Here is a 23,958-nt window from a genome sequence, read left to right on the forward strand (position 1 = left end):
GGTTCGCCGACATGAGCGCCCCGCGCCCCGGGGCCGTGCCCCGCGATCGTGGCGCGTCCGCGGGGTTTCTGTGGGGGGGGGGGGGGGGGGCCCGGGGGGGGGGGGGCCCCCCCCCCACATGCGTGTGCGGTGATCAGCCGCCGATCGGCAGGGCGCCGGTCAGGCCGCCGGCGGGCAGTCCGCCGAGCAGGTTGTTGCCGGGGGTCGACAGGTCGCCGCTGCCGCGCTGCTGCTGGTCGAGCAGACCGCCGGCCGCCTTCTGCACGGCGGGCAGCGCGTCGGTGACGGAGTCGAGCGCCACATTGGCGGGCAGGGCGCCGGCCAGGGAGTCGACGGGCACGGCGACGGCGGAGGCGCTGCCCGCGCCGGCGGCGGCGAAAGCGGCACCGAGAGCGGCGACACCGAGGGTCCTGACGGCAGACTGCTTCATGGGAAATTCATCCTTGGGGAAGGGGATGTGAGCGGCTCTGCAACGTAGCCAGCTCCCCACCCGTCCCGCAAACATGCCGGGACACGGAAAACGGCCGGGATATCGCGCTCCCGGCCGTTCCGTTTCTGCTTTACTCAGCCGGCGACGGATGAAGAAGCGCTGGTCACAGCCGTCTGACGGAAGAGCCACTCGGATTTGAGTTCGGCGTATCCGGGCTTCACCACGTCATTGATCATCGCCAGACGTTCATCGAAAGGAATGAACGCTGATTTCATCGCATTGACTGTGAACCACTGCATGTCGTCGAGCGTGTATCCGAAGGTCTCGGTCAGCCGCTCGAATTCCCGGCTCATGCTCGTCCCGCTCATCAGCCGGTTGTCCGTGTTCACGGTGGCGCGGAAATGAAGCTTCCGCAGCAGCCCGATGGGATGGTCGGCGTACGAGGCCGCGGCGCCGGTCTGGAGGTTGGAGGTCGGGCAGAGCTCCAGCGGAATGCGCTTGTCGCGTACGTAGGAGGCGAGGCGGCCGAGCGTCACGCTGCCGTCGTCGGCGATCTCGATGTCGTCGATGATGCGGACACCGTGGCCGAGCCGGTCGGCTCCGCACCACTGCAGGGCCTGCCAGATCGAGGGCAGGCCGAAGGCCTCGCCCGCGTGGATGGTGAAGTGGTTGTTCTCGCGCTTGAGGTACTCGAAGGCGTCCAGGTGGCGGGTGGGCGGGAAGCCCGCCTCGGCGCCCGCGATGTCGAAGCCGACGACGCCCAGGTCGCGGTAGCGGTTGGCGAGTTCGGCGATCTCCAGCGCGCGGGCGGCGTGCCGCATGGCGGTGAGGAGGGCGCCGACGCGGATGCGGTGGCCGGCGGCACGGGCCCGGCGCTCACCCTCGCGGAAACCCTCGTTGACCGCCTCGACGACCTCTTCGAGGGACAGGCCCGCGGTGAGGTGCTGCTCGGGCGCGTACCGCACCTCGGCGTAGACGACACCGTCCTCGGCCAGGTCCTCGGCGCACTCCGCCGCCACCCGGAAAAGCGCGTCACGGGTCTGCATCACGGCGCAGGTGTGGGCGAACGTCTCCAGGTAGCGCTCCAGCGAGCCCGAGTCGGCGGCCTCGCGGAACCAGACGCCGAGCTTGTCGGGCTCTGTCTCGGGGAGGGCGTCGTAGCCCTGTTCCAACGCCAGGTCGACGACGGTGCCGGGGCGCAGGCCACCGTCGAGATGGTCGTGGAGGAGCACCTTGGGCGCACGGCGAATCTGGTCGGGACCGGGGACGTTCAGGGTCTGGCTCGTCATTGGGGCACTGTAGCGCCTACGCGCGTAGAGCGCTGGGCGTCGATGCGTAACAGTGACCGCGAAGCCGGGTGGAATACACCTGCCCTTCTGACACTGTTCTGTCATGGCACAGCGCGCACTTCCCCTGCCTGCCGCCAGGCTGGGACGGGCCGTCCTCACGGCCGGAGCAGCACCCGAGGTCAGCGGCGTGGTCCTGCTGCTCCCGGACGGCGAGACCGATTCACGGCGCCGTCCCTCCACCTTCTCGTACGCGGCACAGCTGCCGTTCGCCCGGACTCTGGCCCGCGCCGGGCAGGACGACGGGCTCGCGGTGCACGTCGTGCGCTACCGCACCCGGGGGTGGAACGCCGACGCCGATCCGGCGGCCGACGCCGGCTGGGCGGCCGACGAGGTCGTACGCCGTTACGGCGACATCCCCGTGTGCCTCGTGGGGCACGGCATGGGGGGCCGGGCCGCGCTGCGGGGCGCCGGGCACACGGCCGTCAACTCCGTGCTGGCGATGGCACCCTGGCTTCCGCAGGACACGGAGCCCGAACCCGAACCGGTGAAACATCTGGCGGGGCGCCGGGTGCTGATCGTCCACGGCACGAACGACGCGCGGACGAATCCGGAGCTCTCCTACCGGCTGGCCGAGCGGGCCAAGAAGGCCAACCGGGACACCTGCCGCTTCGAGGTCCACTCGGACGGGCACGCCCTGCGCCAGCACCGGTCCGAAGTGATGGCGCTGGCCTCGGACTTCGTACGGGGGTCGCTGTTCGCCCGGTCGTACGCGCGCCCGGTCGCCGACGCCTTCGCCGCACCCCCGCCGCTGGGGCTGCGGATGCCGCTCGCGGCGGGGTTCGGGCGGTCGCTGCGGCACTGAGGGGGCAGCCTGCGGCTCAGTCCGGCAGCAGGCTGCCCCGGCGCGAGAGCAGGAACCGCTTGAAGGCCGCCACCGGCGGCGTGTCGGGGTGGCCGTCCAGCCACGCGACGCCGATCTCGCGGGCCGCGCGCGGCGCGGTCACCGTCAGCTCGACCACGCCGGGCCGGGCGACCGCGGGCGGCGGCAGCAGCGCCACCCCGAGCCCGGCCGCGACCAGCCCGCGCAGGGTCTCCGCCTCCTCGCCCTCGAACGCGACGCGCGGGGTGAAGCCCGCCTCGGCACAGAGGTCGTCCGTGATCCGCCGCAGTCCGTAGCCGGGTTCGAGGGTGACGAACGTTTCGTCGGCGGCCTCGGCGAGGCGGATGCGCCGGCGTCCCGCCAGCCGGTGGTCGTCGGGGACGACCAGGCGGAGGCGCTGTTCGTCCAGGCGCATGGCCACGAGGTCCGGGGCGTCGGGGACGGGCGAGGTGAGGCAGAGGTCGAGGCCGCCCGCCCGCAGGCGTTCGATCATCGCCTCGCCGTAGTTCTGGACGAGCTGGAAGCGGACCCGGGGGTGGTCGGCGCGGAAGGCGCGGATCAGGGCCGGCACCGTCTCGGAGCCCATGGTGTGGAGGAAGCCGAAGGCGACCTTGCCGGCCGTGGGGTCGGCGTCGGCGCGTACCGAGTCGGCGGCCTTCTCCACCTCGGCCAGCGCGCGTTCGGCGGAGCCGAGGAAGGTGCGGCCCGCGGGGGTGAGCGAGACGGTGCGGCCCCTGCGGGCGAACAGGGCGACACCCAGGTCCTGTTCCAGCCTCACCATGGCCCGCGACAGCGTCGACTGCGGGACACCGAGCTCGTGCGCGGCACGCGTGACGTGTTCGTGGCGGGCCACCGCCTCGAAGTACGCGAGGCGAGGCGCGAGCACGGCCCGGATGTCTTCTTCGTAACTGCTCGGTGACAGCCGAGGCTGTGAGCTGTATTGATGCGCCATGGGAACGATTATGAGGGTTTCATGCATTGGACGCATGAAACCGTGCGGTCTACGTTCGACGCATGCCTCCTGCCAGTACCGGGGCGTCCACCACCGTGCTGGGCGCCGCCGTTCCGTCATCCACCGCCGCCGTCTCCCCGACCGTCCCGGACCGCCTCGCGCCCGGCGGCCCCGGCTACCGCCGGATGAGCTTCGCGCTCTTCGCGGCGGGGATCGCGACCTTCGCCCTCCTCTACTCCACCCAGGCCCTGCTGCCCGCCGTCTCCGCGTCCTTCGGCGCGACGGCCGGCCAGGCGAGCTGGACGGTCTCCGCGGCGACGGGTGCGCTGGCCCTCTGCGTGCTGCCGCTGAGCGCACTCTCCGAGCGCTTCGGGCGGCGCCAGATGATGACGGCCTCCCTGTCGGTCGCCGTGGTGATCGGGCTGCTCGTGCCCTTCGCCCCGTCGCTCGGCTGGCTGATCGCGCTGCGCGCGATCCAGGGCGCGGCCCTGGCGGGGCTGCCCGCCTCCGCGATGGCGTATCTGGCCGAGGAGGTGCGGCCCAAGGCGCTGGTGGCCGCGATCGGACTGTTCGTGGCGGGCAACAGCATCGGCGGCATGAGCGGCCGCATCCTCGCCGGCTGGGTCGCCCAGCTGTGGGGCTGGCGGATGGCGCTCGGCGCGATCGGGCTGCTCGCCGTGGCCTGCGCGGCGGTCTTCCACTTCCTGATCCCCAGGGCTCGGCACTTCAGCCCCGCCTCGCTCAACCCGAGGGCGCTGGGCAAGACCGTCACCGGCCACCTCTCCGACCCGCTGCTGCGCAGGCTGTACGCGATCGGCGCCCTGTTCATGACGGTGTTCGGCGCGGTCTACACCGTGATCGGCTACCGGCTCGTCGAGGAACCCTTCAGCCTTCCGCAGGGCATCGTCGGCTCGGTCTTCCTCGTCTACCTCGTCGGTACGGTCTCCTCCGCCGCCGCGGGCCGGCTGGTCGCCCGGCTGGGCCGCCGGGGGGCGCTCTACCTCGCCGTCTCCACGACGGCCGCGGGTCTGCTCGTCTCCCTGGCGGACCAGCTGGCCGCCGTCCTGGCCGGCCTCGTCCTGATCACGGCGGGCTTCTTCGCCGGGCACGCGGTCGCCTCGTCCTCGGTGAGCCGTACGGCGACGACGGGCCGCGCCCAGGCTTCGGCGCTCTACCAGTCCGCGTACTACCTGGGATCCAGCGCGGGCGGCACGCTCGGTGCCGTCGCGTTCCACGCCGGAGGCTGGGCCGGCACGGTCGTGCTGGGCGTCCTGGCGGTCCTCGGCGTCCTGTCGATCACCCTCTTCGGGAGCCGCGCGGCCCGGACCGAACGGCTCCGCGCCGCGGTCCCGGCACCGGTGCACAACTGAGACCTTCCCGGCACAACCGCAGCTCCCCGACGCACGTCCAACAAGCGGAGTCACACACCGCGGGCGAACGCGAAGGGGAGCAGGCGTACATGACGATCACGGGGAACACACGCGGCGTACGGGTGCGGCGCGGGGCCGTCCTGTCCGTCGCCGGGCTGGTGGCCGCACCGGCCCTGGTCCTGGGCACGGGCACGGCCGCCCAGGCGGCGTCCTGCACGACCTCCGCCGGGCCGTACCAGAAGCAGGTCGAGAAGTGGCTGGGGCGGACGGCCGACGGCCGGCAGTCGACGGCCGACTGCAAGGCGATCCGCTCGTTCCAGACCGCCAGGGGCATCACCCCGGACATCGGGTACGCGGGGCCGGTCACCTGGCGCACGATGAAGACGATCACCGCCCAGAAGGCCGCGGGCAAGACCCCGAACAAGGCGAAGAAGTGCCCCACGAACAAGGGGCGCATCGCGTGCGTGGACCTGACCAGGCAGCTGAGCTGGATCCAGGACGGGTCCAAGCTGAAGTTCGGCCCCGTGCCGGTGCGCACGGGCCGTAACGGCGACGAGACGCGGACCGGCGCCAAGAAGATCTACTGGCGCAACATCGACCACTGGTCGACGCTCTACGACGTCCGCATGCCGTACGCCCAGTTCTTCGACGGCGGGCAGGCGTTCCACTCGGTCACCAAGTCCATGTACAACAACCCGGGGTCGGCGGGCTGCGTCAACATGCGCCCCGCGGACGCGAAGTCATACTGGAACCTGTTGAGGAACGGCGACGACGTCTTCGTCTACGGACGCAAGCCCGGCACCTGAGCAGCGGTTTCCACGCTTCCCGCCCCGGTTGTCAGTGCCCTGCGGTAGCTTCCACAGTGCTGAGTGAGCGGTGTCACAGCGCAACAGGGGTGAGCGATGAGTGAACAGACAGCGACAGCGGACGTCGACAGCCGCCTGGAGGGACACCGGGTCGAGCTGACGGGTTACTGCTACCGGATGCTCGGCTCGGCCTTCGAGGCGGAGGACGCGGTCCAGGACACGCTGGTGCGCGCCTGGCGCAACTTCGACAAGTTCGAGGGCCGTTCCTCCCTTCGCTCCTGGCTGTACCGCATCGCGACGAACGTCTGCCTCGACATGCTGAACGCGGGCAACAAGCGGGCCAGGCCGGTGGACCTGACCGGCCCGACACCGCTGGCCCAGGCCGCGCTGAACCCTCTCCCGGAGAACACCTGGCTGGAGCCGATGCCGGACGGGCGCATCCTGCCCTCGGTGGCCGACCCGGCGGAGGCGGCCGTGGCCCGCGAGTCGGTGCGCCTCGCGTTCGTCGCCGCGCTCCAGCACCTGCCGCCCAAGCAGCGTGCGGTGCTGATCCTGCGCGAGGTCCTGGCGTGGAAGGCGAGCGAGGTCGCCGAGCTGCTCGACACGTCCGTCGCCTCGGTCAACAGCGCCCTGCAGCGCGCCCGGGCGACGCTGTCCGACACCGAGACCACGGCACCGGACACCGCGAACCCGCTGGACGACGAGCAGCGCAAGCTGCTGGACCGCTATGTGGCGGCGTTCGAGGGGTACGACATGGCGGCGCTGACGGCGCTGCTCCATGAGGACGCCGTGATGACCATGCCGCCGTTCGACCTCTGGCTCCAGGGGCACGACGACATCACCGGCTTCATGCTCAGCATCGGCGCGAGCTGCGCGGGTTCCCGGCTGGTGGCGACCGAGGCCAACGGGTCCCCGGCCTTCGCACACTACAAGCCGAATCCGGACGGGCCGGGGTTCGTCCCCTGGGCGGTGCAGGTCATCGACATCTCGGACGGTGCGATCACCGGGATGCACTGCTTCCTGGACACCCCGCGCTGGTTCCCGCTGTTCGGGCTGCCGGACCACCTGGACGACGCGGCGTGAGTGTGGGACGTCCTGTGGTGATCGGCTGGGCCCTGCTGGTGGCGGGTGGCTGGGCGGCGACGCTGTGGCTGGGCGAGCCGTCCGCCACGGCGGGGCCGGGGCCGGGCCCGGCCCCCGCGTCGTCCGGCGTCTCCGCCGGCAACCCCGAACCGGGACCGCAGCCGGAGAGCGGCGGGTGCGAGACGCCGAGGGCGGAGGGGACACCGGCGGCGAGCGCCACGTCGTGGCCGAAGGAGGAGGCGTACTCCAGCGAGATACAAGGGACGCTGGTCGACTGTTCCTACTCCGAGGCCCGCGACACCGTTGTGGCCCGCTGAGCGCCGGTCACTCCGGGACCGTCCGCACGTTGCCCACCACGTCGCCGAGCCCCACCAGGTCGAGCAGCGCCCCGAGTTCGGCCGGGACGTTGCGCAGCCGCAGCTCGACGCCTCCGGCCCGGCGTGCGACGAGCCCGAGCCGGGCGACCGCCTCGACCAGGGCCAGGTCCGGGTGCACGACACCGCCGACGTCGCAGTCCACCACGGCGGTCTCGGGGGCGCCGCTGAGCAGCGCCTCCAGGCGGGCGCAGAGGCCCGGCACATCGGTGCGGGTGACGCGACCGGTGAGGACGAGGGCGTTCGGTGTCATGGCATCCACACCAGGGAGACCGGCGGGATGCCCGAAACTCATCGCCGCCCGCGCGCCTGTGACTCAGCTGACAGGGAATGCCCCGGTGTCCAGGTCCAGCCCGAACGGCTTCGGCAGCGTCAGCGTCTCCCCGTACTCGACCGCTTCCAGGAGCCGGTACGTCCCGTCGCTCGGCTCCCCGTACAGGGTCGCGGTCGGGCGGCCGGTGTGCCACGGGTCGAGCAGCAGGAACAGCTCGACGCCGGCCTTCGCATACCCGTGCGCCTTCCCGATGCGGTCGTGGTTGGCATTGGCCGGTGAGGTGATCTCGACGACGAGCCGGACGTCTTCCGCCGACACGCGATTGCCCGGCCCGGACGCGATCGCGCGCGGCAGCACGACGAGATCGGGGATGTACAGCCCTGCCCGTCCGGGTACGGAGACGCCGAGCGTCTGGTAGATCTCCCAGTCCTCCGGGATGACGGTGTAGAGCCTGCGCTGAAGCAGAGCTGCGGTGGTGTTGTGGTCCTTGGACGGCGGTGGCGACACGGTGACGATCCCCTCGATGATCTCCACCTTGCAGCCCTCGGGTGCGTCCGTCTCCTCCCAGATCCGGACGAGGTCGTCCCAGTCCTGACCGTGGCCCGGCCCGGGACCGACAGTGAGTGCGCTCATGGCGGTCTCCTCTTATCGGTGCGTCACCGAGTCCAGCATGCCGAATGGGACCGGTGCAGGTCCACCGGTCCCATTCGGCCGAAAGGGAAAGCCGCAGGTCAGGCGATACGTTCCCGCACCACCGGCGTGGCGGTGAAGGGCGTGCCGGCCGGTGCGATGTCGTACGAGCCGGGCAGGGCCTTCAGCGCGTACTCGAACTTCTCGGGGGTGTCCGTGTGCAGGGTCAGCAGCGGCTGGCCCTCGGTCACCGTGTCCCCCGGCTTGGCGTGCAGCTCGACGCCCGCGCCGGCCTGCACCGGGTCCTCCTTGCGTGCGCGGCCCGCGCCGAGGCGCCAGGCGGCGACGCCGACGTCGTACGCGTCGAGACGGGTCAGCACGCCCGAGGACGGGGCGCTGATCACGTGCTGCTCGCGGGCGACGGGGAGTGCGGCGTCCGGGTCGCCGCCCTGGGCGGAGATCATGCGGCGCCAGACGTCCATGGCGGAGCCGTCGGCCAGGGCCTTCTCCGGGTCGGCGTCCTTGAGTCCGGCGGCGTCGAGCATCTCGCGGGCGAGCGCGAGGGTCAGGTCGATGACGTCCTTCGGGCCGCCCCCGGCGAGGACCTCGACGGACTCGCGGACCTCCAGGGCGTTGCCCGCGGTGAGGCCGAGCGGGGTCGACATGTCGGTGAGCAGCGCCACGGTGCGTACGCCGCTGTCGGTGCCCAGCGCGACCATGGTGGAGGCCAGTTCGCGGGCGTCCTCGATGGTCTTCATGAAGGCGCCGGAGCCGACCTTGACGTCCAGGACGAGCGCGCCGGTGCCCTCGGCGATCTTCTTGGACATGATCGAGCTGGCGATCAGCGGGATCGCCTCGACGGTGCCGGTGACGTCGCGCAGCGCGTACAGCTTCTTGTCGGCGGGGGCGAGCCCGTCACCGGCCGCGCAGATCACGGCGCCGGTGGTGTCCAGGACGTCCAGCATCTCGGCGTTGGAGAGGTGCGCGCGCCAGCCGGGGACGGACTCCAGCTTGTCGAGGGTGCCGCCGGTGTGGCCGAGGCCCCGGCCGCTGAGCTGCGGCACGGCGGCGCCGCAGGCGGCGACCAGCGGGGCGAGCGGCAGGGTGATCTTGTCGCCGACGCCGCCGGTGGAGTGCTTGTCCGTGGTGGGACGGGAGAGCGCGCCGAAGTCCATGCGCTCGCCGGAGGCGATCATCGCGGCGGTCCAACGGGCGATCTCGGTGCGGTTCATGCCGTTGAGCAGGATCGCCATGGCCAGTGCGGACATCTGCTCGTCGGCGACCTCGCCGCGGGTGTACGCGTCGATGACCCAGTCGATCTGCTCGGGGCTGAGCTCGCCTCGGTCCCGCTTGGTGCGGATGACGGAGATGGCGTCCATGGGAGGGGAGTCCTTCCGGCCGGAGGGGTGGGCGAGAGTCCTGCTGACTCTACGCGCATAGAGAGGGAACGTTCCGCCGCCGCGTTCCCCCGGCGGGCCGTCTGGCCCGCCGGGGAGGAACGCGGCGGCGGCGGGGCACTACCCCAGGTGCTGCGGACCGAAGGCCTGCGGCAGCATCTCGTCGAGCGTACGGAGGCCGTCCGGTGTCTCCAGGACGAGGCCGGGCCCCCCGAACTCGTACAGCAGCTGCCGGCACCGCCCGCACGGCACGAGCACCGCGCCCGCGCCGTCCACGCAGGTGAAGTGGGTCAGCCGGCCACCGCCCGTGGCGGCCAGCTGCGAGACCAGCCCGCACTCGGCGCACAGGCCGATGCCGTACGAGGCGTTCTCGACGTTGCACCCGGTGATCATGCGGCCGTCGTCGACGAGGGCGGCCACGCCGACCGGGTAGCCCGAATACGGGGCGTACGCCCGGGACATCGCGTCCCGGGCGGCCTCGCGGAGCGCGCCCCAGTCGACGGGGGCCGCGCCGTCCGTCACTTCCCCTGCCCCTTCCGGTAGCGCATGCCGTCCGCCTTCGGCATCCGCAGGCGCTGCGCGGAGAGCGAGAGCACCAACAGGGTGACGACGTACGGGGTGGCGCTGACGAACTCGGTGGGCACCGTGTCGGTGGCGAGGTACCAGACCAGCACCGCGGCGGCGATGACCGCACTGATGACACCGGGCACGTAGCTCTTGCGATAGAGCTTCCAGACGGCGAGGGCCGCGAGCATCACCACGAGCAGCAGGAGCAGTGCGTGGACCGATTCGCCGCCGTTGCGCAGCTGGAGCGCGTCGGCGAAGCCGAACAGTCCGGCGCCCATGGCGAGTCCGCCGGGCCGCCAGTTGCCGAAAATCATCGCGGCGAGGCCGATGTATCCGCGGCCACCGGTCTGGCCCTCGTTGTAGATGTGCGAGGTGACCAGGGAGAGGAAGGCGCCGCCGAGACCGGCCAGGCCTCCGGAGACGATCACGGCGATGTACTTGTAGCGGTAGACGTTCACGCCCAGGGACTCGGCGGCGACGGGGTTCTCACCGCAGGAGCGCAGCCGCAGGCCGAACGAGGTCTTCCACAGGACGAAGAACGTGCCCGCGAACAGCACCACGGCGACCAGGGTGAGCAGCGAGAGGTTGGTGACGAGACCGCCGAGGATGCCCGCGAGGTCGGAGACGAAGAACCAGTGGTGCTTCTCCAGCGAATGCAGCCAGTCCGAGAGGCCGGGCACCGTGACCTGCGTGATGCTGTCGGCCGGCGGCGACTGCTTGGGGCTGCCGCCCTTCTCGGCCGCGTCGCCGGTGTTGAACCAGAGCTTGGCCAGATACGTCGTGAAGCCGAGGGCCAGGATGTTGATGGCGATACCGGAGATGATGTGGTCGACGCCGAAGGTGACGGTCGCGAAGGCGTGCAGCAGCCCACCGAGCATGCCGCCCACGGCTCCGGCCAGGACACCGATCCAGGGGTCGGTCTGCCAGCCGGCCCAGGCACCGAAGAAGGTGCCGAGGATCATCATGCCTTCGAGGCCGATGTTGACCACGCCGGCCCGCTCGGACCACAGGCCGCCGAGACCGGCGAGCCCGATCGGCACGGCCATCGCGAGGGCCGCGCTGATCTGCCCGGCCGAAGTGACGTCCTGGGCCCCGGTGATGGCCCGTACGGCGGACAGCGCGAGCAGGGCGCCCGCGATGATCAGCAGTACGACGGGGAAGCTGAAGCGGGTGCGGCCGCCCTTGCCGCCGGAGGCCTTGGGGGCCGCGGGCGGCGGGGTGGAAGTCGCCGTGGCGCTCACGCCGACACCTCCTGCTGGTCGGAGTTACGTGCGGCCTTGGCGGCGAGTTCCGCGCCGACCTTGCTCTGCTGGCGCTTGAGGCCGTATCGGCGGACGACTTCGTAGGCGATGACGACGCAGAGGACGATGACGCCCTGGATGACGCCGACGATCTCCTTGTCGTAGCCCTCGAATTCGAGCTTGCCCGTGCCGCGTTCGAGGAAGCCCCAGAGCAGCGCGCCGAGCGCGATGCCGATGGGGTGGTTACGGCCGAGGAGCGCGATGGCGATCCCGGTGAAGCCGATGCCGATCGGGAAGTCGCCGCTGTACTCGTAACTGTCGTTGAGCAGCGTCGGCATGCCGATCAGGCCGGCCATGCCGCCGGAGATCAGCATGGACGTGACGACCATCTTCTTGACGTCGACACCGCTGGCCTCGGCGGCCGAACCGGACTGTCCGACCGTACGGAGATCGAACCCGAAGCGGGTGCGGGTGAGCGTGAACCAGTAGGCGACACCGGCGACTGCCGCGATCACGATGAAGCCCCAGACGGGCGTCGGCGTGGTCGGGAACTCGAAGAAGTGCGAGGACTCCGGGATCGGGGTGGTGGACACCTTGGTGCCCGCCTCGTCGAGGTGGCCCAGCCGGCCCTGCTGGAGGAGGTAGCCGATGATGGCCGTCGCGATCGAGTTCAGCATGATCGTCGAGACGACCTCGCTGACTCCGCGGGTGACCTTGAGGACACCGGCGATGCCTGCCCACATCGCCCCGACGATCATCGCGGTGAGGATGATCAGCGGGATCTGGAGGACGCCGGGCAGCGTCAGCGCGCCGCCGAGGGCGGCGGCGAAGAACGCGGCGAGGCGGTACTGGCCGTCGACACCGATGTTGAAGAGGTTCATGCGGAAGCCGACGGCGACCGCGAGACCCGCGAGGTAGTAGGTCGTCCCCTTGTTGAGGATGTAGACCTGGCTGTCCGACTTCAGTCCGTAGTCGAACATGATGCCGAAGGCGCTGAACGGTTCCTTGCCGGTGGCGGCGAGCACCAGGGCGGTCACCAGGAACGCGACCACGATGGCGAGCAGCGGGGCGGCGATCCCCAGGAGCAACCGCTCCTTGTCGAACTTCTTCATCGGTCCTCTCCCCCGTCCCGGGGGTCGGTTTCGGATCCGTCGGCCCCGGAGTTGTCGCTGCCCGTGGTGCCAGGCGCTTCCAGATGGCCGGCGGCAGCGCCGGTCATCGCCGAGCCGAGCTCCTCCGGGGTGACGGTCGCCGGGTCGGCGTCGGCCACGAGCTTGCCGCGGTACATGACGCGCAGCGTGTCGGAGAGGCCGATGAGCTCGTCGAGGTCGGCGGAGATCAGCAGCACGGCGAGGCCCTCGTGCCGTGCCTCGCGGATCTGGTCCCAGATCTGCGCCTGCGCACCGACGTCCACCCCGCGGGTAGGGTGGGCGGCGATCAGGAGCTTCGGGTTGTGGCTCATCTCGCGGCCGACGATCAGCTTCTGCTGGTTGCCGCCGGAGAGCGAGGCGGCGGTGACCTCGATGCCCGGGGTGCGGACGTCGTACTCGCGCACGATGCGCTCGGTGTCGGCGCGCGCGGCCTTGAGGTCGAGGAAGGCGCCCTTGCTGTTGGGCCTCTCGGTGACGTGACCCAGCATGCGGTTCTCCCAGAGCGGCGCGTCCAGGAGAAGGCCGTGGCGGTGCCGGTCCTCGGGGATGACGGCCATGCCGTCCTCGCGTCGCTTGCGCGTCGCGGTGCGGGAGATGTCCGCGCCGTCGAGCGTGAGCGTCCCCTTGTCGAGGGTGCGCATGCCCATGATGGCGTCGACGAGTTCGGACTGGCCGTTGCCCTCGACGCCCGCGATGCCGAGGACTTCGCCCTTGTGGATGGTGAACGTGATGCCGTCGAGCACGGCGCGCACCACACCGTCGGGATCGGTCGCCGTCAGCCGCAGGTCTTCCACGGCCAGCATCGGCACGTCGGTGACGGTCGACTCCCGGGTCTCGGGCGAGGGGAGTTCACTGCCCACCATGAGCTCGGCGAGCTGCTTGCTGGTGGTGTGCGCGGGGTCGGCGGTGCCCACCGTCGTACCGCGCCGGATCACGGTGATCTCGTCCGCGACCGACAGCACCTCGCCAAGCTTGTGGGAGATGAAGATGACGGTGAGGCCCTCCGCCTTCAGCTCGCGAAGGTTGTCGAAGAGCGCGTCGACCTCCTGCGGCACGAGGACCGCTGTCGGTTCGTCGAGGATCAGGGTGCGGGCGCCGCGGTAGAGGACCTTGAGGATCTCCACCCGTTGGCGGTCGGCGACTCCGAGGTCCTCGACGACGGCATCGGGGCGGATACCGAGGCCGTAGGCGTCGGAGATCTCCCTGATCTTCGCCCGTGCCTTGTCCCCGATGCCGTGCAGCTTCTCGGATCCGAGAACTACGTTCTCCAGGACCGTGAGGTAGTCGGCGAGCATGAAGTGCTGGTGCACCATGCCGATACCGCGTTCGATGGCGTCGCCCGGGCTGCTGAACGACACCTGTTCACCATCCACGGAGATGGTGCCCTCGTCCGGCTTCTGCATCCCGTAGAGGATCTTCATCAGGGTGGACTTGCCGGCGCCGTTCTCGCCGACGAGGGCATGGACGGTGCCACGGCTGACCGTGATGTCGATGTCGTGGTTGGCCACGACGCCGGGGAATCGTTTCGTGATGCCGCGGAGCTCTACGGCATGAGGACTGCTGGACGCTTTGATGGCGCACTCTCCTTGGCAGGAGCGGAGGGCGGGCGATGTACGGACACAGCGCGGGGACCGGTGGCGAAAAATACCGCGCTCGGCGGGCACTACGCGCGTAGCGCCACCGAATCGTTGGCCACCCGGCAACAGGTGGCGGACCAGGGGCACGATACCGACAGGTGCCGAGGGGGTTCCGGCCCGGAGGTATACGTGAACCGGGGTCCGCGGGCACGGTGGAAACCGCGCCCGCGGACCCCGGGTTCAGCGAACGGATCAGGTCGTGGTCTTGACCTTGATCGAGCCGTCGACGATCTTCTTCTTCGCCTCGTCGAGCTTGGCCTGGACGTCCTTGAGGTGGTCACCCGTGGTGGTCAGGCTGACGCCGTCCTCAGCCAGCGAGTAGGTCTGCGTACCCGTGAGGGGCTTGCCGTCCTTGACGGACTTGACCAGGTCGTAGACACCGCTGTCGACGTTCTTGACGACCGACGTCATGATCGTGTCGGCGTACTTCGACAGGGCCGGGTCCTTGGCCTGGTCGGAGTCGACGCCGATGGACCAGGCGCCCTTCTTGCCGGCCACGGCCTCGATGGCACCGGCACCGGAACCGCCGGCGGCGGCGAAGATCACGTCGGCACCCTTGTCCAGCATGCCCTTGGCAGCGGCCTCACCCTTGTCCGGGCTGCCGAAGCCGGACAGGTCCGAACCGGTGGACAGGTACTGGATCTGGACCTTGGCCTTCGGGTTCGTCTCCATGACGCCCTGCTGGAAGCCGGCCGCGAACTTCTTGATCAGGGGAAGGTCGACGCCACCGATGAAACCGACCTGGCCGTCCTTGGACTTCAGCGCCGCCGCGACACCGGCGAGGTAGGAGCCCTGCTCCTCGGTGAAGACGATGGACGACACGTTCTTGGCGTCGGACACCGAGTCGATCAGACCGAAGGTGGTGTCGGGGTGCGCCTTGGCCACCTTCTCGAGCGCGGCCTGGTAGGCGAATCCGACGCCGATCACCGGGTTGTAGCCACCCTCGGCGAGCGAGGCGAGGCGCTGCTCGCGGTCGGCCGGGGTCTCGCCGCTCTTGGCGGTGAGCTCCTTGGTCTCGGCGTCGAACTCGGCCTTGGCCTTGTCCAGTCCGCGGGCGGCGGAATCGTTGAACGAGTTGTCGCCACGGCCGCCGACGTCGTAGGCCATGCCGATCTTCATCTGGTCCTTGTCGGAACCGGTGCTCTCGGTGGACGATTCACCACAGGCGGTAGCAGTGAAGGCGAGAGCCGCGGAGACGGTACACGCAGCAGCGATCTTGGATACGCGGCGCAAGGGAAGGCTCCTTCAAACCTGACCGAAGCGCCTCTTCCGGCGCTGGTTTCGCGGCGATCGTAACGCGCGTAGATGTCAGATAAGGACCCCTACGGAAGCCGTTATCGGATCGTCGCGAACAGGAGGTGTCATGTCCGGTTACGAGCGGTTGCCCGAAGGTGACGCGCGGCTGACCGACGAACCGCCGCATCTCAGCCGGACCTCGGGTCAGGCGTCCAGCAGTGCGGCGGCGGTGAAGAGTTCCACGCCGACCGTGATGGCCTCCTCGTCCACGTCGAAGTTGCCGCGGTGCAGGTCCAGGCCCCGGGTGTCGCCCGGAGTGCGGACGCCGAGCCTCGCCATGGCGCCGGGGATCTTCTCCAGGTACCAGGAGAAGTCCTCGCCGCCCAGGCTCTGCTCGGTGTCCTCGATCGCATACGATCCGCGGCGGATGGTCATCGCTGCGTCGAGCAGGCCGATCGTCTCCGCCTCGTTCACCACGGGCGGCACACCTCGGACGTAGTCGATCACCGTCTTGGCCCGGTACATTCCGGCCACCTCGTCGATCGCCGCGTGCACCAGGTCGGGGGCCTGGCGCCAGCTCGCCAGGTCGAGGCAGCGGACCGTCCCGGACAGCTCGGCGTGCTGTGGGATGACGTTGGGGGCGTGGCCGGTCTGCAGCCGGCCCCAGGTGACCGCGAGTCCGGCGCGCGCGTCGACGCGCCGGGCGAGCAGCGCGGGGACATCGGTGGCCACCCGGGCCGCGGCGGTGACCAGGTCGGTGGTGAGGTGCGGCCGGGCGGTGTGTCCGCCGGGTCCGTCGAGGGAGATCTCCACGCGGTCGCAGGCGGAGGTGATCGGCCCGATCCGGAGCCCGATCCTGCCCACGTCCACCTTGGGGTCGCAGTGCACCCCGATGATCCGCCCCACGCCTTCCAGTACCCCGGCCGCCACCGCGTCGGCAGCGCCGCCGGGCAGCACCTCCTCGGCGGGCTGGAACAGCAGCCGGACCGGTCGGGGCAGCAGCCCCTGGCGGTCCAGGTCGCTCAGGACGAGTCCCGCGCCCAGGACGCAGCTCGTGTGGACGTCGTGCCCGCAGGCGTGCGCACGGTCGGGCACGGTTGACCGGTAGGAGACCCCCGCCTTGGTGTCCGGGATCGGCAGCGCGTCGATGTCGCCCCGGAGCGCCAGCATCGGGGTCACACCGTCCCACTCCCCCACGTCACAGACGAGCCCCGTGCCACCGGGCAGCACCTGCGGCTCCAGGCCGGCCTTCTCCAGCCTCGCCTTGATGGCCGCGGTCGTACGGAACTCCTGGTTCCCGAGCTCCGGGTGCATGTGCAGATCACGGCGGAAGGCGATGAGCTCGGCACGCAGGTCGTCGGGCAGGGCGCCGGGCAGGACGGCCTCGGCGTGGGGCGCACGGGACTTCAACTGGTTCACCCAGTCAAGGGTAGGCCCCTGGTACCCACAACTGCCCACTGATCGACAAAAGTTCAGCCGCTCAGGGGAACAAAAAGCGGCGTTGTGGCGTGTGGCGAGGGAGCTCGATGGGTAAGCTGCGCCGTTCTCCCCGGCCGGCGCGATCCATACCTGGCCGGCCTTATTCCTCAGCCAGAACGCGCAGGCCGTGCACGTCTCTGAAGTACGCGTAGTCCTTGAGATTCAAGGTCGCCAGCGGCAGGTCATGGGTAAGGCAGCACGCCGCGATCCACATATCGTTGACCGGCTGCGGCCTGCCTGCCTTCCGCCCAGCGGCGGACAGTCTCTCCCAGGTCGCGGCAACAGCGTCATCACCGGGCAGGACGGGAATGCCTGAGAGCCAGTCGGCGAGTGCCTGGCGACGAAGGTTGCCCCAGTCACGAATTTCGGTCCACTGGGTCAGTTCGCCGAAGGTGACAAAGGTGATCAGCGGCTTGCGGCCGATCAACCGGGCCGACAAGGCGGCCCTTGTTCGTAAGGGAGGCTACGTCTGTATCGAGAATGACCGGCTGCATGGCGGCGGCTCAAGCTACGTCGCGTTGACGCTCGGCGTGGGTGAAGGCGAGAAAGTCCTCCAGCTCCTCGTCGGACTCGAAGGTGTCCGCCCTCAGGTCCTTAAGGGATCTGATCGGCTGGGTACCTTTCGCAGCCAGAAGTTCCTCGACCGTCAGTCTCGGCCTGGGTGGAGGCTGAACAGGATGCTGCTTCTCTACCGCGCCCATGATGTGAACCTCCGTTGCCGACATGGTCACCGCCTGCATGCCTCACGATACGGGCTACGTCCTCTGCCGGGGCGGGCTCGGCCCGACGTCGCCGCCTCTCCCGTCATGGCAGCTTGAGCAGGTCACGGAGGGTGTCCACATACGCCGCGACATCGCGTTCGGCGGGCGGCTCCGGGGTGGTCGTTGCGTCTGTCGGGACCGGGGTACGGCAGGCGCGGCAAAGGCCGTCCGGGAGCGCCTCGGGGCGGCCCGGTGCGCCGCACTCCGTGCATTCGACCATCGGGCGGTGTCCGAGGACGCCCGTCGCGGGGGCCTGGGCGACGGTGGGAGGCAGCGGCGGGAGCTTGTCGCGGAGCCGTCGCCTGACGAGCCCCACCGGCGATTCGACGGCTGCCGGAAGCCCTGCCGTGAGCGTCCGGACCAGGTACTCGGCATCCACGCCCCGCGCGAGCCAGGCGGCGGCAGCCTCCTCCAGCGCGGCGCAGTCGGCCGCGGAGAGGGCGAGACGGGCGTCGGCACGGCCGAGCTGGGCGAGAGCGAGGTAGGCGGGCGAGGGGGCGTCGGCCGGGGTCTCCTGCGGGGTCTCCTCCGTGGTGCGAACCGGCGTCCGCTGCTGCGGTACGGCGGGCGCAGGCGGGTGCTGCGGTCCCGCGGGGGTGGCCGGGGCACCGCCGCCGAGGAACGTGGCCCACCATTTGTTGTCGCGGGCGGTACGGGACCAGTAGGTGCGGGTGATCCAGCGGATCTGACCGCCCCCGGCGTCTGCGGGGCACCGCACGTGGCGCAGGTGTCCGGCCACCCCCAGGGCCCGGAGCGCGCTGCCGACGGCCATCTGCCCGTACAGCGGGAGCGACTTGGCCAGGGACTTGATGTCCATGGCCGCACCGTCGGGCAGGTGGTCGACGTATCCGGCGACGTACCGCTCACGCTCCGGCAGCAGCGCGAAATCGTCGGGCCGGGGCGGGCGTTGGTCCGGCGTGGAGCGCTTGCCGAAGCCTGGATTGGCCTTCGCGTACGGGCGGGAGGGGGGTGCGGGGGCGCGGAGGGCGGAGTTAATGTGCTGCGTAGCCACGAGATCGGGTCCTTGTCGATCTTGGGGTGAGACCCCGGCGCGGTGCTACCAACACCAGGTCGGGGTCGATCAGTTGTGGGCACCGTAAGCACTCGTGACGTTGCGCCGCAAGCCGGTCACGATTAGTCATACTTGCTGGCCGTTACGGGTTCGGGAGGGTGGGGAGGTTTTTCCCTACCCTTCTTTTCCTACCGGTTGACTACACGTCTCGGATCCCGGCCCTCGAACCCCGACCCTCGGATCCCGAAGCTCAAGCGTCGGGCCCGCGCCCCTCCCCGTACCCCCGAACGAGTGAACCGTCCGGACCCGACGCTCGGCGATCGAAACTCGGGGTTCGAGCTTCGGGCGGGGCCCGTTCATTCGGCTTCGCGCATCCGTCCCCCACGACTGGCCGCGACTCTCACCGCCACGACCTGCCGGCCGCCGCCGCCCAGGCACGCGAGGCGCTGCGGCTCGCCCCCTTCACCCAGGCGTCGCGCTGCGTCGAACTGGCCGACGCCACGGTGGACCGCTTCGCAGCACATCGCCAGCACGCCGCTGTCGCCGAGTTGTACGCGTATGCCGGGCGACAGCCCCGGAGAATCAGCTTCGGGCCTTCCCCTCCCGAACCGGACAACCGGACCTGCCCGTCGCCCGAAAGGCAGTGGTTGATGCTCCCGCCGTCGCCCCGGTCTGATGCAGGATCTCGACGGAGAGCAAGTCCTCCTTGCCCTTGAAAGCGTCCGCGACCACCGGATCAGTGGGGAAGACCAGCTCTGCCGAGACGTTGTCCTGGACGATCCGGGCGAGGTTGTCCAGAGCGACAAAGACCGGGTCCCGGGGGACTTCGACGGTCGGCAGGTCGATCAGGTGAGTGGCGACCTTCGCCGGATTCATGCATCGTCTGATGATGATCGAAGCCTGATTGAGTTCGGACGTCGTCCAGATCGAGAGCACGACCGTGTACAGGTCCTTCCATGCCTGCTCGCCGATCTCGCCCCGCCACTTGCGCATGAGACCTTCCACACCGGAGATCTGCGCTTCGGCCGCGAACTTCATGTTCGTGCGGATACTGGGGTACGTCCTGCCCGAGAACTCCTCGAACGACGCCATGTCGAACGTTCCGTCCTTCACGGAATCACCGATGAACGCGAGTGCTTCGTCGAGGATCTTCCCGCAGGAAGCTTCCAGCTCCTGGGGCAGATGAGCGTTCCCGAGCTGTCGGCGTGCGGTCCTGAGTGTGGCGGCGTAGCCCTGGAGTGGGCCGGTCCAGCCGTCCGACCGGGGTCCCTCCGACGCGACCATGTCCAGGTCGTGGGGGTCGATGCGTTCGGCGTTGGGAACGTTGGGCACCTCGTCGCTCAAGTAGGCGGCGATGATCGAGAAGATCCCCTGAGGTACATGGCTGATCGACTTCGCCAGCTCGAACAGCTCGGGCACGGGGCTCACGGATTCCCGTTCGCTGCCCTGGTGGATCAGCGTGAACCTGCCGCCCGTGGCATCGTTCTGGACGACGATCACGGGACTCAAGCGGCTGATCAGTGCGGATTTGAGTGCGGCATAGCTCGACCGCATACCGACGTTGGTGGCGCGCATCGCGTCGCGCGCCTTCAGTCGGGCGTCCGCCTTCTTCGCGCCGTCAGCCGAAGTGGCGACCGACGGGGCGATATTGAAGAGCGTTGCGGCACCAGCGGCCGACAGTCCGTCGATGAATCCCCTGCGTGTGACCATGTCCTGTCCTTCTGCCGGGCGCGGCCTGTGCCGACCGACCACGCGGATCTCGCCACGCAAGCTCGGCGACGACCACGGGCAGTGTCCCGGGAGGAGGGGCCCTGAGCGGTGCACGCCACGCAGGTGCGTGGCTCGTGAATCGTCCGGGCGAAGGGAGCACCCGCCCCGTTCAGGACACGAGGCTCTGTTCCTCCAGCTCCGTCAGCTTCACGGTGCACAGGCCGCCGCGCTCGGCCTTCACGTCCGTCACCTTCAGCTGGGTGCCGGGCGACAGGATGAACTCCTCCTCGCCCGTGAAGGCCGAGAAGCGGCGGATGCCCACGGCCTTGACCGGGGTGACTTCGAAGAGCGTCCGCTTGCCACGGCTGCCGAGGAACGACCGCGCGACTCCGACCTCGGACGTGCACGAGGACACACCCCACCAGGTCACCGTCCGGCCGAGCGGGTACTGCGCACGGAGGTCCAGCGCGACTCCACGCCACAACGGCCGGGTGTGGGCCGGGAGTCGGGAGACCGCCGAGAACAGCAGCCGGAGATAGGGGAGATACGGAACGACCTTCGCCCGGTCCGGGGAGCGCAGGACCGCGTTGATCTCCCGGTAGAAGGCGGACTCGCAGGTGTAGAGGTAGAGGGCGGCGATCGCGTCGGCGGTCAGCTCACCGGCCGCCTCGTCCGCGCGCCGCTTGCCGAATTCGTGCGACTGCTCGACGTGCCGGCCGATGCCGGCGAGCAAGGACGCGACCGGGCTGACGGCCTCCTGGAAGTCCAGGAGCGGGGTGTCGAAGACGCCGGTGATCGCCGGCAGGACGAGCCCCTCGTCCTTGACGCTTGCGAGCCGGTCCAGATAGAGCTGGTGCAGCTCCATGGTGGACGCGATGAACGCACCCATCCGGTCCGCGACCCCGTCGCCGTCTCCACCGGGCCCCTCCGCCGACGTGTTCCATCCCTTGCTTGGCAGCCAGTCGATCTCGTCGGCGCCGAGCGAGGTGAGTGCGGCGTTGACCGTCCCGAAGTGCTCGCCTTCGCAGAAGATGTCGCCCTGCGCGGCGGGGTTGGGGTGGTCGATGTGCCGGACCTCGACGCCGGGATACTTCTTCTGCAGCCGGAGGACGACGTTCTTCAGACTGCGGGCGTGAGCGCCCCACCAGGCGAAGACGACGTAGCGGTCCTCCTCCTCGGCGTTCTGCTTGGCCGTGAGGATCTCCTCGACGATCCGCTCGACCGCCGGCCGCCAGAACCTGGTGTGCTGATCGGTGGCCATCGCGCCGTCGCTGCTGGCGGTGAGAGCCGCGTTGAGCAGCAGCACGCCCTGCGTGAGCATCGCCTGGAACCACTCGGGCGGCTGGACGGTGTCCTGCTTCTTCAGCAGCGCGCGCACGTCGGCGATCGGGGTCTTCTTCGGTATGCCGTACTTCCACATCGCCGCTGCCTTGATGATGCAGCGGATGCTGACGACCCGGCCGAACTGGCTGTCCTTCCAGTCGTGGAAGGTGTTGTCGAACATGGCGATACCGGTGGCGCTCTCCGGCCTGGGGTAAGGGTTCTGACCGAAGACGACGACCTTCCACTTGTGCGGCGGATTCGGCTTGAGCGCCTGGAAGGTCAGTTCGCGCACCGGTACGACCCCGGGCCCGCGGGCAGGTCCGATGAAATCCGCGGCGTCCGGGCGGGACTCGATGACCGGCTTCAGCAGCGGAAGCCATGGTTCGCCGCCGCCCTTGAACAGATCGGCGAGAGCCAGCGGGTCGCTCGGGTCGGGCTGGGCCGGGGTGTTGGCATCGCTCATGGTCAAGGCGCTCCGCGGTGTAGGTCCGTGCTGAGGGCGGGGGAGAGTCGTCGGCGGGCCCGGCGCCGTCCGCACCGTGCCCCACATGTGACGAGTTATATCCGTCGCCACTGACAGCGGGACTGCGCCCGACTTGCGCTCGGGGACGCGTTGTCAGTGGGGCCCGGTAGCGTCCTGATCAGTGGAGAAACTGAGAAACCACCTCTCGATCGGAGCGAATGATGACCGCCGGCCGCTTGCAGTCGCCCCCTGTCCGCGTGGTTCTGACCGACCTCAGCGCCGATGTCGTCGAGGCGTGGCAGGCCGCCTTCGCCGACACCCCTGAGATCGAGATCCGCAAGGGATCGATCCTCGACCAGCGGGTCGACGCCTGGGTCAACCCCACCAACTCCCGGGGCCGTATGGACGGTGGCACCGACGCCGCCGTCAAGCGGCACCTGGGCGCCGGCATCCAGTTGCGCGTGCAGCGGGCGATCCGTGACGGGTTCGGCGGAAACCTCCCCGTGGGGAGCGCGGTGTGCGTGCCGTCCGGAGCGGTCAACCCGAAGTTCCTCATACCGACGCCGACGATGGAGGGCTCCTCGCAGAACGTCAGCGAGACCCTGAACGTGGCCCTGGCCTGCGCCGCCGCCTTCCAGGCGATCCACCGGCAGAACCAGGAGGCGCCGGGCAGCATCGGCTCGGTGGCGCTGGTCGGCATGGGCGCCCGTACGGGCCGGGTGCCTGCGCGGGTGTGCGCCAACCTGATGTGGTCGGGCTACACCTTGTTCAACGACCACCGCTTCGCGGACTACGACGAGCTGCGCAGCACGATCGTCGCGCAGCTCGACGACATCGAGGCCGCGCCCGTCACGGAGCGTGTCCGCATCGACCCCACCAGGCGCGGCGCGGCGCGCCGCTGACGGGAGACACTGTCGGAGGGAGGGCTGATCGCGGCGGCCTCTCCTTCGAGCAGGACCACCGGGACTGGTGCCTGCGGATCGCGTCCGTCCTCAAGGAAAGGCAGTCCACCCGTGCCGAGCGGTGAATACGTGCGTTACGTCGCCCTGGGCGACAGTCAGACCGAGGGCGTCGGCGACGGGGACGACAGCACCGGGCTGCGCGGCTGGGCCGACCGGCTCGCCGAGCGGCTCGCCGCCGTCGATCCCGCTCTCCAGTACGCCAACCTGGCCGTACGCGGCCGTGTCGCGGCCCAGGTACGCGACGGGCAGCTGGGGCCCGCCCTGGCTCTGCGGCCCGATCTGGCCACCGTCGTCGCCGGGGTCAACGACCTGCTCCGGCCCCGGTTCGACGCCGTGGAGGTGGCCGGGCACCTGGAGGAGATGTTCGCCGCGCTCACGGCCGCCGGGGCCCGGGTGGCGACGATGACCTTCCCCGATGTGGGGAAGATCGCGCCCCTTGCCCGGCCGGTCCGAGGCCGGGTGTTCGAGCTCAACGACCGGATCCGCGCCGCGGCCGCCCGCCACGGGGTCGCGGTCGCCGAGATCGACCTGCACGCCGCCGCGGCCGACCCACGTCTGTGGAGTACGGACCGACTCCACACCAGCCCTCTCGGTCACGAGCGGATAGCCGCCGCCGTCGCGCAGGCACTCCATCTGCCCGGAAGCGACGACGCCTGGACCCGCCCGCTGCCGGAACAACAGCTTCCTTCGCGTGGGCGAGCGGCGGCCGCCGAAGTGCGCTGGGCCGCAGCGTTCCTCGGCCCCTGGCTCGGCCGCCGTCTGCGGGGCCGGTCCTCCGGCGACGGCCGCACCGCGAAACGCCCCCTGCTCCAGCCCCTGCACGTCACGCCCGGCTCGCCTGCGGACACCGGTCAGGAGCAACTGACCTAGGAGGGGCCCCTCCTAGGTGTCCGGTCATGGGGAGATCCCGTGACGGGGTGCGCCGACAGCC

General features: G+C 70.1%; 24 protein-coding genes. 7 read left to right on the forward strand and 17 right to left on the reverse strand.

Annotated elements, in window-relative coordinates; all coding sequences use genetic code 11:
• Nucleotides 1-133: 133 nt before the first annotated feature.
• The gene (locus tag AB0P41_RS33440) at nt 134-430 is read right to left on the reverse strand and encodes a hypothetical protein (RefSeq protein ID WP_356712895.1); all 297 of its coding nucleotides are present in this window, start codon (nt 428-430) and stop codon (nt 134-136) included.
• A 134-nt stretch (nt 431-564) separates the two neighbouring features.
• The gene (locus AB0P41_RS33445; RefSeq protein ID WP_356712893.1) at nt 565-1,719 is read right to left on the reverse strand and encodes an adenosine deaminase; all 1,155 of its coding nucleotides are present in this window, start codon (nt 1,717-1,719) and stop codon (nt 565-567) included.
• 103 nt (nt 1,720-1,822) lie between these two features.
• Here AB0P41_RS33445 and AB0P41_RS33450 point away from each other — a divergent pair, with 103 nt between their 5' ends.
• Nucleotides 1,823-2,581 (forward strand): alpha/beta hydrolase, encoded by a 759-nt coding sequence (locus tag AB0P41_RS33450; protein WP_356712891.1) that lies wholly within the window; start codon nt 1,823-1,825, stop codon nt 2,579-2,581.
• A 16-nt stretch (nt 2,582-2,597) separates the two neighbouring features.
• On the opposite strand, the gene AB0P41_RS33455 is transcribed toward AB0P41_RS33450, so the two are convergent.
• Complete coding sequence (locus tag AB0P41_RS33455) at nt 2,598-3,551, reverse strand: LysR family transcriptional regulator (protein WP_356712889.1); 954 nt, start codon at nt 3,549-3,551, stop codon at nt 2,598-2,600.
• Between the two features lie 62 nt (nt 3,552-3,613).
• Between AB0P41_RS33455 and AB0P41_RS33460 the strand changes: the two genes are divergently transcribed.
• The 4 genes from AB0P41_RS33460 (at nt 3,614) to AB0P41_RS33475 (ending at nt 7,127) form a co-directional block, all read left to right on the forward strand.
• The gene (locus tag AB0P41_RS33460) at nt 3,614-4,921 is read left to right on the forward strand and encodes an MFS transporter (protein WP_365935882.1); all 1,308 of its coding nucleotides are present in this window, start codon (nt 3,614-3,616) and stop codon (nt 4,919-4,921) included.
• Nucleotides 4,922-5,010: 89 nt separating this feature from the next.
• A complete protein-coding gene (locus AB0P41_RS33465) occupies nt 5,011-5,727 on the forward strand; it encodes a L,D-transpeptidase (RefSeq protein ID WP_365935883.1) in 717 nt (238 codons plus the stop codon).
• Between the two features lie 96 nt (nt 5,728-5,823).
• Complete coding sequence (locus AB0P41_RS33470; protein WP_356712883.1) at nt 5,824-6,810, forward strand: sigma-70 family RNA polymerase sigma factor; 987 nt, start codon at nt 5,824-5,826, stop codon at nt 6,808-6,810.
• Entirely contained in the window at nt 6,807-7,127 is a 321-nt protein-coding gene (locus tag AB0P41_RS33475) for a hypothetical protein (protein ID WP_365935884.1), read from the forward strand. The genes AB0P41_RS33470 and AB0P41_RS33475 overlap by 4 nt, the downstream gene beginning before the upstream one ends.
• Nucleotides 7,128-7,134: 7 nt before the next feature.
• Here the strand turns inward: AB0P41_RS33475 and AB0P41_RS33480 are convergent, their stop codons facing one another.
• The 14 genes from AB0P41_RS33480 to AB0P41_RS33545 all read right to left on the reverse strand — a co-directional run bounded on the left by AB0P41_RS33480 (nt 7,135) and on the right by AB0P41_RS33545 (nt 22,065).
• Complete coding sequence (locus tag AB0P41_RS33480) at nt 7,135-7,479, reverse strand: STAS domain-containing protein (RefSeq protein WP_356712879.1); 345 nt, start codon at nt 7,477-7,479, stop codon at nt 7,135-7,137.
• Between the two features lie 21 nt (nt 7,480-7,500).
• Nucleotides 7,501-8,091 (reverse strand): Uma2 family endonuclease, encoded by a 591-nt coding sequence (locus AB0P41_RS33485; protein ID WP_365935887.1) that lies wholly within the window; start codon nt 8,089-8,091, stop codon nt 7,501-7,503.
• A 98-nt stretch (nt 8,092-8,189) separates the two neighbouring features.
• Complete coding sequence (locus AB0P41_RS33490; RefSeq protein WP_365935889.1) at nt 8,190-9,467, reverse strand: thymidine phosphorylase; 1,278 nt, start codon at nt 9,465-9,467, stop codon at nt 8,190-8,192.
• Nucleotides 9,468-9,605: 138 nt separating this feature from the next.
• Entirely contained in the window at nt 9,606-10,007 is a 402-nt protein-coding gene (locus tag AB0P41_RS33495; protein ID WP_365935891.1) for a cytidine deaminase, read from the reverse strand.
• A complete protein-coding gene (locus tag AB0P41_RS33500) occupies nt 10,004-11,293 on the reverse strand; it encodes an ABC transporter permease (protein ID WP_365935893.1) in 1,290 nt (429 codons plus the stop codon). The genes AB0P41_RS33495 and AB0P41_RS33500 overlap by 4 nt, the downstream gene beginning before the upstream one ends.
• Nucleotides 11,290-12,405 carry an ABC transporter permease gene (locus AB0P41_RS33505; RefSeq protein WP_356712869.1) on the reverse strand — a complete coding sequence of 372 codons (1,116 nt, stop codon included), beginning with the start codon at nt 12,403-12,405 and terminating at the stop codon, nt 11,290-11,292. Before AB0P41_RS33505 ends, AB0P41_RS33500 begins: the two co-directional genes overlap by 4 nt.
• On the reverse strand, nt 12,402-14,018 hold the full coding sequence (locus AB0P41_RS33510) for an ABC transporter ATP-binding protein (RefSeq protein WP_365935971.1): 1,617 nt from the start codon (nt 14,016-14,018) through the stop codon (nt 12,402-12,404). The genes AB0P41_RS33505 and AB0P41_RS33510 overlap by 4 nt, the downstream gene beginning before the upstream one ends.
• Nucleotides 14,019-14,273: 255 nt before the next feature.
• A complete protein-coding gene (locus tag AB0P41_RS33515) occupies nt 14,274-15,314 on the reverse strand; it encodes a BMP family ABC transporter substrate-binding protein (protein WP_356712867.1) in 1,041 nt (346 codons plus the stop codon).
• Between the two features lie 207 nt (nt 15,315-15,521).
• Nucleotides 15,522-16,736, reverse strand: coding sequence for an amidohydrolase (locus AB0P41_RS33520; RefSeq protein ID WP_356712865.1), 1,215 nt, complete (start codon nt 16,734-16,736; stop codon nt 15,522-15,524).
• Nucleotides 16,737-16,896: 160 nt separating this feature from the next.
• A complete protein-coding gene (locus AB0P41_RS33525) occupies nt 16,897-17,223 on the reverse strand; it encodes a type II toxin-antitoxin system VapC family toxin (RefSeq protein WP_365935896.1) in 327 nt (108 codons plus the stop codon).
• Nucleotides 17,224-17,299: 76 nt separating this feature from the next.
• Nucleotides 17,300-17,521, reverse strand: coding sequence for a hypothetical protein (locus AB0P41_RS33530; protein WP_365935897.1), 222 nt, complete (start codon nt 17,519-17,521; stop codon nt 17,300-17,302).
• Between the two features lie 79 nt (nt 17,522-17,600).
• A complete protein-coding gene (locus tag AB0P41_RS33535; RefSeq protein WP_365935899.1) occupies nt 17,601-18,569 on the reverse strand; it encodes a MarR family transcriptional regulator in 969 nt (322 codons plus the stop codon).
• 582 nt (nt 18,570-19,151) lie between these two features.
• Entirely contained in the window at nt 19,152-20,339 is a 1,188-nt protein-coding gene (locus AB0P41_RS33540; RefSeq protein ID WP_365935900.1) for a hypothetical protein, read from the reverse strand.
• A 109-nt stretch (nt 20,340-20,448) separates the two neighbouring features.
• The gene (locus tag AB0P41_RS33545; protein ID WP_365935902.1) at nt 20,449-22,065 is read right to left on the reverse strand and encodes an ADP-ribosyltransferase domain-containing protein; all 1,617 of its coding nucleotides are present in this window, start codon (nt 22,063-22,065) and stop codon (nt 20,449-20,451) included.
• Nucleotides 22,066-22,322: 257 nt separating this feature from the next.
• Here AB0P41_RS33545 and AB0P41_RS33550 point away from each other — a divergent pair, with 257 nt between their 5' ends.
• Nucleotides 22,323-22,967 carry a macro domain-containing protein gene (locus AB0P41_RS33550; RefSeq protein ID WP_356712858.1) on the forward strand — a complete coding sequence of 215 codons (645 nt, stop codon included), beginning with the start codon at nt 22,323-22,325 and terminating at the stop codon, nt 22,965-22,967.
• Nucleotides 22,968-23,078: 111 nt separating this feature from the next.
• Nucleotides 23,079-23,897 (forward strand): SGNH/GDSL hydrolase family protein, encoded by an 819-nt coding sequence (locus AB0P41_RS33555; RefSeq protein ID WP_365935904.1) that lies wholly within the window; start codon nt 23,079-23,081, stop codon nt 23,895-23,897.
• The last annotated feature ends 61 nt before the right edge of the window (nt 23,898-23,958 follow it).

This window comes from Streptomyces sp. NPDC079167, from assembly GCF_040686735.1.
Classification (GTDB): domain Bacteria; phylum Actinomycetota; class Actinomycetes; order Streptomycetales; family Streptomycetaceae; genus Streptomyces.